The organism is Corallococcus exiguus, assembly GCF_009909105.1.
Lineage (GTDB): Bacteria > Myxococcota > Myxococcia > Myxococcales > Myxococcaceae > Corallococcus > Corallococcus exiguus.
This window is the reverse complement of record NZ_JAAAPK010000006.1, coordinates 235504-248531: the sequence shown is the minus strand read 5'-3', so window position 1 is coordinate 248531 and position 13028 is coordinate 235504. Positions and strand designations below refer to the sequence as shown.

Genomic DNA, 13028 nt, shown 5'->3' with positions numbered 1-13028 from the left:
CATGTCGGACGCGGGGGACGGGACTCCAGCGCTGCCCACCTTCCGGCCGGATGAGCGGGTGTGTGGCAACTGCAAGCTCTGGAGCCCGCACTCCGTGGATCATCGTGGATGGGTGGGGCCGTGCCGCCTGCAGAACTCGCGCGGCATGTTCCCGCCCTCCGCGCCCATCTGTGACAAGTACGCGCCCCGGGGCTCCGCGGCCCCGGCGCCCGTGGTTTCGAGCACGCGAACCCGCGCCCCGCGCAGCGTGGCGCCCGTGGTGGTGCGCCACCGCGCGGATCCGCACGAAGTGGTGGACCTGGAAGGGCTGAACATGACGCGCGAAGAGCTGATGGACATCTTCCGGGAGGCGGCGGGCCTCAGTGATCCGCCGCTCGCCGGCAAGTGGGAGGGCGGCACGGTGCGGCTGGTGCCGGGCAACCCGGAGCTGCAGGCGAAGGACATGCCCATCGACGGCCTGTTCCACAAGGTCACGATGGTGCGCGACCGCATCCGCGTGCTGGAGCAGAAGCTCAACGCGCACCCCAAGCTCACGGACGCGGAGAAGGCGGAGATGCAGGGCTACATCACCCGCGTCTACGGCTCGCTCACCAGCTTCAACCTCCTCTTCAAGGAGAAGGGTGATCAGTTCGTGGGCAGCAAGGGCGACGAGTAACGGCGCCCGGGCTCGGGAGACTCAAGGCCGCTGGCCGCGCTCCTCCATCACGGTGAGGGCGCGCTGGCGGCCGCGGTGCAGGGCGCTCTTCACGGTGCCCTCGGGGATGCGCAGGAGCCGGGCGATTTCAGCGGAGCCCAGGCCGCGCACCTCGCGCAGGTAGAGCACCTGCCGCTGCTGGGGGTTCACCTCCTCCAGCGCTTCGTGGAAGTGCTCCTGCATCTGCGTGCCCATGGCGTGGGCCTCTGGCGACACGGCCTCCTGGGGCGCGTGCGTCAGCCGCTCCCGGCGCCTGCGCGCGCGCAGCCAGTTGATGCTGCTGTTGACCATCACCCGGTGCAGCCAGGTCGTCCACGTCGCCCGTCCATCCAGTCCCGGTGGCTGCCGCGACAGGCGCAGGAAGACGTCCTGCACCACGTCCTCCGCGTCGTCGGTGTCCCCCACGATGCGCCGGGCAATGGCCAGCGCTCGGGGACGGTGAAGGGCGTACAAAGCATCCAGGGTGGGGAAGGGGAGGACGGCGGCGTGCGGGCCCATGGCGGACGGTCTCCTGTGTCTTCCCGTGAAACGAACGGGCCCGCGAAAGGGTCTATTGCCCTGGAGGGCATGAGACTCCGGGGCCGTGTTTTCGCCCGGACAGCCGGTGCGCACCTTCCGGGCATGGCTCAGCTGGCCGAGTACGGACGCAGGAGGCCGTTCATGCCCCGGCGCCGCGAGGGCAACGGACTCATGGACCTGCTCCTGGGGCGCCCGCTCACCAGCGCGCAGGCGATGCAGGAGAAGACGGGCGTCCTCACCGGCGTGGCCCTGCTCGGGCTGGATGCGCTGTCCTCCGCCGCGTACGGCCCGGAGGCCGCGCTCACCGTGCTGCGTCCGCTGGGGGCCTCGGGGTTGTGGCTGCTCTTCCCCATCACCGCCGCCATCGTCGGGCTCTTGATGATCGTCGCGAGCTCGTACGCGCAGACCCTCGCCGCGTATCCCAGCGGTGGCGGCGCGTACACCGTGGCGAAGCAGAACCTGGGGCGGGGCGCGGGGCTGCTCGCGGCGACGGCGCTGATGCTGGACTACCTGCTCAACGTGGCGGTGGGCATCTCCGCCGGAACGGGCGCGCTGGTGTCCGCGCTCCCCGCCTTGCGGCCGCACACGCTGCCCATCACCCTGGGCATCCTGGCGCTGCTCACCGTGGTGAACCTGCGCGGCGTCAGCGAAGCGGGCGCCGTGTTCGTCGTGCCCACGTGGTTCTTCATCACCTCGTTGAGCGTGGTGCTGGCCGTGGGCCTCTTCAAGCTGGCCACCGGTGACGCGATGCCCGTGCAGCAGCCGCCGCCGCTGGCTGTGCCCACCGCGTCCCTGGGCGCGTGGCTGGTGATTCGCGCCTTCGCCAGCGGATGCACGGCGATGACGGGCGTGGAGGCCATCAGCAACGCCGTGCCCATCTTCCGCGACCCGTCCATCCGCCGCGCGCGCACCACGCTGGGCATCATCGTGGGCGTCCTGGTGACGATGCTGCTGGGCATCGCGCTCCTGTGCCGGGCGTACGGCGTGGGCGCCACGGACCCCGACGGCGCGAACTACCAGACGGTGCTGTCGCAGCTCATCGCGGCGGTGATGGGGCGCGGCGTCTTCTACTACGTGGCCATGGCCGCCATCCTCTGCGTGCTCGCGCTGTCCGCGAACACCAGCTACGCGGGCTTCCCGCTCGTCTGCCAGGTGCTGGCGCGCGAGCGCTACCTGCCGCCGGGCTTCGCCCACCGGGGCCGCAGGCTCGCCCTGTCGCGCGGCATCCTCACCCTGTCCACGCTCGCGGCCGTGCTGCTCATCGTGTGCAAGGGCATCACGGATCGGCTGATTCCCCTGTTCGCCATTGGCGCGCTGATGGCCTTCACCTTGTCCCAGGCCGGCATGGTGGTGCACTGGAGCCGGCACCGGGAGGATGAGGGCTGGCGGTGGCGCCGGGCCCTCAACGGCGCGGGAGCGGTGATGACGGCGCTCACGCTGTGCATCGTGGGCGTGTCCAAGTTCGTGCACGGCGGCTGGGCCGCGTTCGTCCTCGTGCCCGTGGGCTTGCTGGTGCTGTCGCGCGTTCACGCCGCGTACACGCGCACGCGGCAGGTGACGGAGCTGAAGCGGCCCGTACTCCTGACGCCCGCGTCACCGATTGTCGCCGTGGTGCCCGTGGACCGCTGGTCCCACGCGTCGGAGACGGCGCTGCGCTTCGCGCTGACGCTGAGCGATGACGTGCGCGCGGTGCACATCTGCAGCGGTGACACCGACGAGGCGGCGCTGGACGCCCAGTGGCAGCGCTTCGTCCAGGCGCCGCTCCAGGATGCCGGGCGCAAACCTCCGCCGCTCGTGCACGTGGGGTCGCCGTACCGCGCGCTGGTGTGGCCGCTGATGGACTACCTGGACGCGCTGCTCGAGGAGGTGCCGGGCGGCACCGTGGCCATGGTGCTGCCGGAGTTGCTGGAGAATCGCTGGTACCGGGCCATGCTCTACGGCCGCCGCTCGGAGCTGCTCCGCAGCGCGCTGCTGTTGTCCGGCGAGCGGCGCCTGGTGGTGGTCAGCGTGCCCTGGTACATGCGCACGCAAGCGCACCCGGCGCCGCACTCCGCCTGGGGCGACCCCGCCCACCCCGGAGACAGCGGGTAGGGCGGAAGCGCCTTCGACGTCACTCCTGCTCGTCCTGCTTCGTCAGGCCCCAGTCCTTCAGGCGCTTGAAGAGGGTGGAGCGCGCGAGGCCCAGCTCTCGCGCCACGCGCTCGCGGTTGTTGTTGAAGCGTCGCAGCGCGGTTTCGATGATCTGCCGCTCCAGCTTCTCCAGCATCTGCTCCAGCGTCATGCCCGGTGGAAGCTCCGGCACGGTGATGCCCGTCTCGCGGTTGACCTCCTGGTCGAAGGACAGGTCGCTCGCGTCGATGGACGGGCCCTTGCGCAACAGCAGCGCGCGGTGCACCACGTTGCGCAGCTCGCGGATGTTGCCCGGCCACGCGTGCTGCTGGAGCCGGTCCAACGCGGCCGGCGTGAAGCGCACCGTCTGTCCGCGCGGGGCGAACGCGCGCATGAAGTGCTCCGCCAGCGCCACCACGTCTCCCCGGCGGCTGCGCAGGGGCGGCAGGTGCAGGGGCACGACGCACAGGCGGTAGTAGAGGTCCTCGCGGAAGCGGCCCTCGCGCGCCGCCGCCAGCAGGTCGCGGTTGGTGGCCGCCACCACGCGCACGTCCACGTGCAGCGGGCGGCTGGCGCCCACGCGCTTGATTTCGCCGCTCTCCAGCGCGCGCAGCAGCTTCGCCTGGAGGTCCAGGGGCAGCTCGCCAATCTCGTCCAGGAACAGCGTGCCGCCGTCCGCCTCCTCGAAGGCGCCCTTGCGCGCGCCCACGGAGCCGGTGAACGCGCCCTTCTCGTGGCCGAACAGCTCGCTCTCGATCAGCTCCTTGGAGATGGCGGCGCAGTTGACCGGGATGAGCGGCCGGTTCGCGCGCGGCGAGCACGCGTGCAGCGCGTTCGCCACCAGCTCCTTGCCCGTGCCGGACTCGCCCAGGATGGTGACGGCCGCGGTGGACGGCGCCACGCGCTGAATCAGGTCCGTGAGCTGCCGCACGGACGGGTCGTTCCCGAGGATGCCGTGGAAGGCCTGCGCCTCCTTCTTCGCCGCGGGCACGGTCTCCAGGATCAGCTCCGCCTCGCCCACGCGCAGCGTGGTGGGCAGCGTCACCTCCGCCTCGAAGAGGCGCACCGGCCCCAGCCAGGTGCCGTTGGTGGAGCGCAGGTCCACGACGTGGAAGACGCCTTCCCGGCGAGTCACCTTGAGGTGCCGGCTGGAGATGAACCGGTCCTGGAGCACCAGGTCGTTGCCCGCGTCCTTGCCCACCGTGAAGCTGTCGCCGGTGAGCCGGTGCACGGCTTCCGAGCCGCCCTGCTTCACGCGCAGCTGCGCGGCCTGCCAGCGCTGCGAGTCGCGGCCCTGCACGGCGGTGGCGCTGCCGGCCTCCGTGGCCGCGTCCGCGTCGTCGCTGGCGCCGTGCTGGCGGAACACCGCGCGCCACTGGCCCAGCTCGATGTCCGCGCCGTCCGGCAGGTCCGCGTGCTCCACCATCGCGCCCGCGACCTTCGTGCCCTTGCCGGACAGATCCTCCACGCGGCACTTCTGGCCGTCCCACAGGAGGGCCACCTGCTGGCGGCTCACCTCCGGATCCGGAATGGCCACGTCGCTGGAGTCGCCCCGGCCGAGCACCACCCGCGCCCGGTCCACCGCCACCCGCAGCACTTCCTCGCCTCGACGGAAGAACACCAGCTCCGGCATTACGAACTCTCTCCCACGCCCGGACACCCCAGGGCCGCGCGCAGCGCTTTACACGGCGCGTGCGCGGGCATCAACCGGGGGCCAAGAAGGAGCCGGCGCCGGGTGGGGGAGGGCCGGAACCGACCCTGCCCGTCACCCCTACTGCATGCGACCTACCGCTTGGGACCGAAGCGGGGGCTGCTCACCATGCCGGTGAGCCGGCCGCCGCGCCAACCCGGGTTGTCCCGGTCCTGCGGCAGCATGTTCACCGCGAGCGCCAGGGGGCCCAGCCGCTGCTGGAAGGCCTGCTCGAACTTCAGCCGCACGTCGAGCCCCAGCTCGCTGTACTCCAGCCGGCGGCCCAGCTTCAGCGTGCCGGTGCCGGAGCCTTCCAGGTCCTCGCTCTTGAGGTTCAGGTCGCGCACCGTGCCCATGCCCTTGTCGAACTGGACGTCGCCCTTCAGCTCGCCCAGCACCACGCGCGGCAGCTCCATGGGCATGGCGGGCCCGCCGCCCATGGGGATGGCCGCCTTGCCGCCCTTGATGGTGAGCCCCTGGGTGTCCAGCGCCACCGTGCCGGACGCCTGGGACCAGTCCACCGGCTGACCGCGAATCAGGGTCCCCGGCGCCGTGAGCGCGAGCTTCGCGTTGAGGGTGCCTTCCATGTCCACGCCCGTGTACGCCGGCAGGTTTCCGCCGCCGGCCTGCACGCCGTCCACGTCCACGTTCAGCGACGTGCTGCTCATGCCGCCCACGTGGATGTTCACCGTGCCGCCCATGCCCTTCATCTTCACCACCACGCCGACCGGGAAGAGGGACGGGCGCAGGGCCACGCTGTCGAAGATGAGCGGCTGGCCCAACTCGTCCGGACCCAGCCCGCCGGACTCACCCCGGGCGAGCGCCGCCACGGACTCCGAGCCCAGCGGCGTGGGCGGCTTGCTCAGGCGCACGTTGGTGGCGGTGACGCCGGACAGGCCGGGACGCAGGCTGTCGATGCGCACCGCCAGCCCGTGGGCCGCGGCCTCCGTCACCAGCCGCGAGCGGACCGCGTCGTACGGGAAGGTGAGCAGCAGGCAGAGGATGAACGCCACCACCGCGAAGGCGGTGTAGCCCAGGACGAGCTTCCAGCGGGCGATCTTGGATTCAGTGGCCATGGGCTATTGCTTCATCCGGTAGGTGGCGACGGTCGTCCACGCCGTCAGGGTGTCCGTGGCGGGCCGGGGCTCCACGCGCAGGTACTTCACCTTCACGATGCCCGGGCCCGTCTCCACCGTGCGCAGGAAGTCCGTCAGCTTGCGCAGGTCCACGTCCGTGAAGGTCAGCTCCACGGAGCTTTCGATGATCTTCCCGTCCCCCACGCCCACGTCGCCCTTGGGCGTCATGTTGGGGACGGTGAGGCCCGCGGCGGTGGCCTTGTCTTCAATGTACGTGATGAGCCGCACGTTGCTCTGGGTGAGCTGCTGCTCCACGTTCTGCCGGTCCGCCTGCGCCTGACCGTAGCTGGTCGCCAGCGCCTGCACCTCCTGCAGCTTCGCCAGCTTGTCCTGCGTGCGCCGGCGGTAGCCCTGCGCGCTGTTGGCGAAGCTGAAGAGGGTGACGAAGAGCACGAACACCAGCACCGCGGAGCTGGCCAGCGCCACGAGCTTGCGCTCGCGGTCGGAGAGCCGCTCGAACCAGGTCTGGAGGGGCGCGATGAGTTCTCGAAGCTTTCCCATGTCAGGTCTCTCCCGCCGGCGTCTCGCCGGGGCACTGCACCTGCACGTCCAGGCGGAAGGTCACCTTCTGCCCGTCACGCGTCTTCTCCACCTTGCCCTCCTTCACGTCCTTGAAGCAGCGGTGGCCCTTCAAGGCGGCGGAGAGCGTGTCGATCTGCTTGGAGCTGTCCGTCTCGCCCTGAAGCATGATGCGGTCCAGGTCCACCTGGATGCGGTCGAACTTCACCGGCACCTCCGGCGGGATGCGCTGGGTGACCTCCGCCAGCAGGTTCACCGCGGACATCGCGGGCAGCGCCGCGGCGGGGCTCTCCACGCCCTTGAGCATGTTCAGCGCGCGGTCGTAGTTCGTCTCGCAGGTGCCCAGGATGCGCTGGGTCGTCTTGCAGAGCACCGCGTCCACCTCCGCCTCGCGCCGCGCCAGGACGGTATTGCGCACGACGCCGAATGCGATGAGCAGGAGCAGCAGCGTCACCGCGAAGGACGCCAGCAGGCCCAGCCGGTCCTTCACGTAGTCGTAGCCGCCCTTGAAGGAGAACTCGCCCCGGCGCAGGTTGAAGCGCGGCGCCTTCACCCCGGCCGCGTTGCCGCGCATGGCCAGCGCGTACGCCTGCGCCGCGGACGGCGTCTCCTTGGGGCCAACCATCGCGGCCGCGTCCACCGGGAGCGCCAGCACGCGCACCGGCAGGTTCAGGTCCTTGGACAGCTGCTCGGCCAGGCCCGGCATCCGCGCGGTGCCACCGCACAGCACCACCGCGGAGACCTGCTGGCGGGCGCGCGCGGCGTAGGCCTTGAAGGACGGGCGCAGCTCGCGCAGCACCGGCTGCATGCCGCGCACGAAGGCGTTCGCGGCGCGCTCGGCGTCCGGTCCCTGCGCGGCGCTGGCCATGACGCCGTGCGCTTCCTTCCACGCGTGGGCCTCCGGAACCGTCGTCTGGAACTCCGTGGCCAAAGCTCGCGTCAGGTCGCGCCCGCCGCCCGCGAAGGTGCGCGCGAACTCCACGCCCTTGCCCGGGTGGCCAATGGCCACCGCCGTGCGCTCGTGGCCGATGTCCACCACCGCCACCGGGCCGCCGTCACCCACGCCCTCGAAGAGGCCGGGCAGCTGGTTGAAGAGGTTCTGGTACGCGAGCGCCGGGTGGGTGATGACGCGAGGATCCACCTGGAGGCCGCTCAGCATCGCCAGCAGCGACTGGAGCTCTTCTTTCTTCACCACGCCCACCAGCAGGTCCGCGGCCTTCTCCTTGCCGCCGGTGTCCTTCTGGCCGACCACCTGGTAGTCGTAGACGACCTCCGAGATGTCGAACGGCAGCTGGCTGCCCACTTCGAAGGGCAGCGTCGCCTCCACGCGCTTGCTGTCGGAGAAGGGCAGGCTCACCGCGTGCGTGGTGAGGGACGGGCCGGGCAGGGCGATGACGACCTGGTCCACGTGCCCCTGCGGCATCTTCCCGAGCAGCTCCTCCACCGCGGCGCGCAGCGTCTCCAAGCGCTCGCCTTCCTGCGCGCGGCGCACTTCCGCGTAGGCCTGGGTGGTGTTGCTTTTCGTCCCGGAGGTGAGGACCACCCCCTTCACGGAGTGGCTGCCCAGGTCCAGGCCAAGAATGCGGGCCATGCTATTCCTCTCTGTAATACACGAGCTTGCCCAGCCCGTCGTCCAGGCGGATGACGGCGGTGAGCGTCTTCTGGACGCTGCCCGCTTCTCCCACGGACTTGATGGTGAATGTCTTGCTCTTGTCGCCCAGGTAGCGGTTCTGCTGGACGTTGCCCTTGATCAGCGGGTTGACCGCGATGCCCGCCTGCTCCACCACGCCCAGGAAGTCCGACACCGACATGCCGAAGAAGTTGAACATGCGCGCGGCGCGGATGCGGCTGATGAGCTCGTTGAGGAACACCGGGTCCGTCAGGCGCGGGTCCGGCCGGTTGGGGTCCGCGGCGGACATGATGGCCAGCCCCAGCATGATGGGGTCGTCGGTGTTGATGTTCGGCTTGGAGTTGATGTCCGGGTACACCGTGAGCCGGTCGCGGAAGGCCGCCATGAAGCGGTCGTTGATGCCATGCACGCGGTACAGCTCGTCCAGGCTGTCGAAGCGCGCGTTCTTGACGTCATAGCGCGGTTCGTAGCGGCTGTACGGTGAACCCTCGTCCGCGAAGCCGGAGACGAAGGGGTTGGTGGGGTCGTTGCGGTTGAAGGTGGACTGGGTCGTGTCCTCGTCCGACCAGTCCTTCAGCGCGATGACGGTGTCCTGCGGCGTGGAGCGCACGTGGTTGGCGTCGTCCTGCTGCCAGAGGAACTCGAAGCGCTTGTCCGCGAACATGTCCGCCATGCGCAGGGCGGTGGCCTGCGCCTCCGCGCCGCCGGTGTTCAGGCGCATGACGTTGAGCTTCTCCTCCTCGTCGCTGATGGTCGCGAGGAAGCAGCCCTCGAAGCCGCCGAAGGACCTGCGCTGCATCTGCGCCGCCATCTGCGTGGCCGCGCCCGCGTTCTCCCCGTCCTCGCCCTCCATCTGGAAGTTGGAGTCCGCCTGCAGGGGCTCCGTCTCAATGGGGCGGCCGCTCGCGTCCTCCGCGCCGTCGCTCTTCACCAGGCCCTTGAGCATGTGGCAGTCCACCCGCGCCAGCTTCCAGAGCTGGAGGTTGAGCGACTGCGGCTGGAACGCGTTGGCGCCGCCCGCGCCGTTGGCGCCGCCGCCCGTGAGTGCGCCCAGGATGCTCGCGGGGTTGGGGATGGGCGTCTGGTCCACCTGCTTCTGGAAGCGCAGCAAGAGCCGCCCCAGCGACAGGCCGGAGCGGGCCATGTAGTAGGCGCGCACTTCGTCGCGCTGGTTGGCGGCGAGCTGCAGGTCCACGCGGGTGTTGTAGGCGAACTCCGTGGCCACCACCGTGAGCAGCGTGATGGACACGAGCGCGATGATGAGCGCCACGCCGCGCGAGCGCCGGTGCTTGCGCTCCGCCGGCGAGCGCTGCTGCGCCGGCGCCTGGGGGACGGCCGTCCGCGCCTTGCCGCGCCGGCGGGACGCCTGCTGGAAGTAGGGGAAGGCCATCAGTTGAACCTCGGCAGGGTCGTGTTGAGCACGATGCGCGCCTGCGTGGTGTAGCGCGCCTCCTTGCCCGACTCATCCAGGGCGATGACGGTGATGCGCACGCGCGTGGGGAGGATGTCCTTCTTCTCCGTGCGCCGCGTGTCCCATTCGTCGTCCCACTCCTTCTTTTCGGAATCCCAGTAGGCGAACTCCACGCCCTTGACGCCCTCGAAGAGGACGTCCGTGGTGCCGCCCCGGTCCATGCGGTCCCCCACGTTGGGGTCCACCCGCCGCTTCAGGTCCTGCCGCTGCCGGGCGCCGCGCTCGGAGGAGTTCTCCACGAAGTACTCCACCACCGCCTGGTCGGACTCCTTCACGTCCGTGTACAGGCGCTGGTGCGCGAACGTCGTGAAGGTCAGCTTTTCGCGCTCGCCAATGAAGTTGGTGGGCCGGTCGTTCTGGTCGCGGAAGCGGCGCAAGTCATAGCGGTCGCTCACGAACGCGGAGCCAATCTCCCGCGCCATGCGGTTGAGCGACACGCGCACCATGCGGTAGCGCTCCGCCTCGCCCTCCACGACCTCCTTGGCGTTGATGCCCGTCTGGAAGGCCATGGCGACGACGGTGCCCATGAGGGCGGTGATGCCCACCGCGACCATGACCTCCATGAGGGTGAAGCCACGCATGCGCCGCTTCATCGGATGCTCCCTCCGCGAGGCAGGCTCGGCAGGTTCGGCATGCCACCCCGGCCGCCGAAGATGCCACCGCCCGGAGCGCGCGGGTTGACGCCGGTGTTGCCGTTGCCGCCGCCCTGCTGGCCCGTGTTGCCGTTGAGCTGGTTGAGCATGGCCGCCCGGTTGACCAGCGGCTCGCGCGTGTTCGGGTCCAGCATCTGCCCGTTGGGGCCGGGGATGGGGTTGTCCACCACCTGTCCCGTGCGCGGGTTCACCCACTGGTTCTCCGCGCCCGCCGTGCTGCCCGCGTTGGGCGTGAAGCCGCCGTTGCGATCTCCGCCGGGCCCCAGGGACACGACGTGCGTCACCACGTCCACGCTCTCCACCTGGGTGCCTTCCTTCCAGTACACGGTGAGGTGCACCTCGCGGACGGACTTGGTGAGCTGGTCCACCATCTGCGTGAACATGGGCTGCGCCATGCTCATGGCGGACGCGCCCAGGGGGCTGGCGCCGGTGGTGCCGCCAGGAGGCGTGCCGCCCTTGCTGTCACCGCCGCCGCCACCGAAGAGGCTGGCCAGTCCGCCCAGCGGGTCGCCGGAGTCGCCGCCGCCCATGGGCAGGTTGAAGATGGCGCCGATGAGCTGGTCCGGCGTCACGCCGTCCGTCTTGGGCGCGATGATGCGGGCGCGCCACTTGAACTGGGGCCAGCCCTCGTCGGAGAAGTCGCCGGACTGCTCGTCGTCGTCCTGTTCGAAGCCGTCGTCGTAGAGCTTCTGCTCCAGGTCCGTCATCTTCGAGCGGGACAGGAGCGCCGCCACGGTGAGCCGCTTGGTGTAGACGTGGTTCGCCACCGCGCCGGAGTTGAGGTCGAAGATGGCCATCAGCGCGACGCTGAGGATGGCCATGGCCACCATCGTCTCCAGCAGGGTGAAGCCCCCGTGCCTTCGCGTTGGAGTCGTCATGAGCGGGGCACCTCCAGGGCCTCGGATGCGATGAACACCTTGCCCGTCAGGGGTGACACGTCCAGCGTCCAGGCGTTGTCACCCTGGCGCAGGAAGACCATGGCCTTCTCCGTGTAGCCCTGCGGGAAGAAGTAGAGATAGGCCACGCCGCTCTCCACCGGCTCGCGCTGCTGCCGCGTCCACACCGACACCGCCACGCCCGCCGGGAGCTGCTTGGGGGAGATCTCCTCCGCGGTGTACGCGGAGAAGGTGGACTGGGACTCGATGCGGTTCTTCTCCTCGTCCATCAGCTCCTGCGCGGACGGCTGCGAGCCCTCCGAGCGCGTGTAGTTCTTGCGCGAGTCCCCGCCGTTGTTGCCGGCCTTCCGGGCGCGCTCGCGGTCGCGCGCTTCGTCGCGGAGCGCCGAGTCCCGGTCGCGCGAGGTGGTGACGCCGCCCGCGGCGCATTCGGCGTGGTAGCGCGTGGCCTCTTCACGCTTCGGGTCGGGGATTTCGAACACCAGCCGGCACGTCTTGCCGCTGAGCGCCGCCGAGTCGTAGAGCGAGCGGATGACGCCCGCGAGCTCCGTGGCGCTGCCCTTCGCCTTCGCGCCGGTGATGGCGCCAATGCCAAGGGTCACCGCGGCGAACATCACCGCCGCGATGGCCAGCGCGATGGAGATCTCAATCAGCGTGAGGCCGCGCGGGGCGCGACGGCGGCGGGCGGGAGCAGGGGACATGGCCGGCTTCAAGGCTGCACCTCCTGTGCCACGATGCCGCCGCTGAAGAGGTCCGCGGCGTCGCCCGTGCCGCCGGGCTTGCCGTCCGAGCCCAGCGACAGCACGGCGCCCGACTTGCCCTCCATGCGGTAGACGTACGGGTGGCCCCACGGGTCGAGTGGCGTGCTGTCCAACACTTTGGAGGCGATGAGCGGCGCGAAGCCTTCCGCCTGCGTGGGGAAGGAGCCCATCAGCCGGTGGTAGGCCTTGAAGAAGCCCTCCAGCCGGCGGATCTGCTCGCGCGCCTGGCGCTGGGTGGGCGTGAGCGAGTTGTCCTCGGTGACCCACACCAGCGCGAACGCGAGCAGGGTGGCGAGAGCGAAGACGCCCAGCAGCAGCAGGCGGCCCACGCGCTGCGAGCGGGCGCGGGCCTGATCGCTGGAAACGGCTCGCGCCTCGCGCGCGGACGTCGGGGAGGAAGTGTGCTCGGGAGTCATCACGGGCATTCCTACGACAACACGCGGGAGGCGCGGCTTTGCTTCAGGAAAACGCCCGTTACTGCCGGGCGTTCTGGTCCTTGGAGGAGATGTCGGCGTCGGAGCCCTCGCCGCCCGGGTTGCCGTCGGCGCCGTAGCTGGTGATGACCGGCTTGCCGCCCTCGTTCATGTACACGTACTCGCGGCCCCAGGGGTCCAGCGGCATGCGCTCCAGGTTGTTGGTGTCCACCAGCGCCTTGAGGCCCGTGGCGGTGTCCGGGTAGGAGCCCTTCTTCGTGTAGTAGAGCTTCATCGCGCTCTGGATGTTGCGGATGTCCAGCTTCGCGGTGTCCTGCTTGGCCTCTTCCAGCTTCGGGATGACGGCCACGCCCACCGCCGCCGCGATGAGCCCGAGGATGGTGATGACCACCATGATCTCGATGAGGGTCATGCCGCGGTTCTTGCGGCGCTGCTGCTTCTTCGCGTTCGTCGTCGTCATGTCGTCCTCACCTTCGGGTGACTTTCTGGCAAGCCACCGCGCAATGGGTGTGTCGG

At 70.1% G+C, this 13028-nt stretch carries 13 protein-coding genes; 2 read left to right on the top strand and 11 right to left on the bottom strand.

What is annotated here, in order from left to right; translation table 11 throughout:
- Position 1 precedes the first annotated feature (1 nt).
- Positions 2-655, top strand: a complete 654-nt coding sequence (locus GTZ93_RS24405) for a hypothetical protein (RefSeq protein WP_139918939.1) — start codon at positions 2-4, stop codon at positions 653-655.
- A gap of 21 nt (positions 656-676) precedes the next feature.
- On the opposite strand, the gene GTZ93_RS24400 is transcribed toward GTZ93_RS24405, so the two are convergent.
- Complete coding sequence (locus GTZ93_RS24400) at positions 677-1192, bottom strand: RNA polymerase sigma factor (RefSeq protein ID WP_139918937.1); 516 nt, start codon at positions 1190-1192, stop codon at positions 677-679.
- A gap of 162 nt (positions 1193-1354) precedes the next feature.
- On the opposite strand from GTZ93_RS24400, the gene GTZ93_RS24395 reads away from it, so the two are divergent.
- A complete protein-coding gene (locus tag GTZ93_RS24395; protein WP_139918935.1) occupies positions 1355-3304 on the top strand; it encodes an APC family permease in 1950 nt (649 codons plus the stop codon).
- Positions 3305-3323: 19 nt separating this feature from the next.
- Here the strand turns inward: GTZ93_RS24395 and GTZ93_RS24390 are convergent, their stop codons facing one another.
- The 10 genes from GTZ93_RS24390 to gspG all read right to left on the bottom strand — a co-directional run bounded on the left by GTZ93_RS24390 (position 3324) and on the right by gspG (position 12972).
- Positions 3324-4955 (bottom strand): sigma 54-interacting transcriptional regulator, encoded by a 1632-nt coding sequence (locus GTZ93_RS24390; RefSeq protein WP_139918934.1) that lies wholly within the window; start codon positions 4953-4955, stop codon positions 3324-3326.
- Positions 4956-5107: 152 nt separating this feature from the next.
- Positions 5108-6088, bottom strand: a complete 981-nt coding sequence (gene gspN / locus GTZ93_RS24385) for a type II secretion system protein GspN (protein WP_121753876.1) — start codon at positions 6086-6088, stop codon at positions 5108-5110.
- Between the two features lie 3 nt (positions 6089-6091).
- On the bottom strand, positions 6092-6649 hold the full coding sequence (gspM, locus tag GTZ93_RS24380; protein ID WP_139918932.1) for a type II secretion system protein GspM: 558 nt from the start codon (positions 6647-6649) through the stop codon (positions 6092-6094).
- 1 nt (position 6650) lies between these two features.
- The gene (locus GTZ93_RS24375) at positions 6651-8258 is read right to left on the bottom strand and encodes a type II secretion system protein GspL (protein WP_139918930.1); all 1608 of its coding nucleotides are present in this window, start codon (positions 8256-8258) and stop codon (positions 6651-6653) included.
- A gap of 1 nt (position 8259) precedes the next feature.
- A complete protein-coding gene (locus tag GTZ93_RS24370; RefSeq protein WP_139918928.1) occupies positions 8260-9687 on the bottom strand; it encodes a type II secretion system minor pseudopilin in 1428 nt (475 codons plus the stop codon).
- A complete protein-coding gene (locus GTZ93_RS24365) occupies positions 9687-10361 on the bottom strand; it encodes a type II secretion system protein GspJ (RefSeq protein WP_121781272.1) in 675 nt (224 codons plus the stop codon). The genes GTZ93_RS24370 and GTZ93_RS24365 overlap by 1 nt, the downstream gene beginning before the upstream one ends.
- Entirely contained in the window at positions 10358-11299 is a 942-nt protein-coding gene (locus tag GTZ93_RS24360) for a type IV pilus modification PilV family protein (RefSeq protein ID WP_139918926.1), read from the bottom strand. The genes GTZ93_RS24365 and GTZ93_RS24360 overlap by 4 nt, the downstream gene beginning before the upstream one ends.
- Positions 11296-12018 carry a pilus assembly FimT family protein gene (locus GTZ93_RS24355; RefSeq protein ID WP_120577230.1) on the bottom strand — a complete coding sequence of 241 codons (723 nt, stop codon included), beginning with the start codon at positions 12016-12018 and terminating at the stop codon, positions 11296-11298. The genes GTZ93_RS24360 and GTZ93_RS24355 overlap by 4 nt, the downstream gene beginning before the upstream one ends.
- 8 nt (positions 12019-12026) lie before the next feature.
- On the bottom strand, positions 12027-12494 hold the full coding sequence (locus GTZ93_RS24350; RefSeq protein WP_120577229.1) for a type II secretion system protein GspG: 468 nt from the start codon (positions 12492-12494) through the stop codon (positions 12027-12029).
- A gap of 58 nt (positions 12495-12552) precedes the next feature.
- Positions 12553-12972, bottom strand: coding sequence for a type II secretion system major pseudopilin GspG (gene gspG, locus GTZ93_RS24345; RefSeq protein WP_014398369.1), 420 nt, complete (start codon positions 12970-12972; stop codon positions 12553-12555).
- Positions 12973-13028 lie beyond the last annotated feature (56 nt).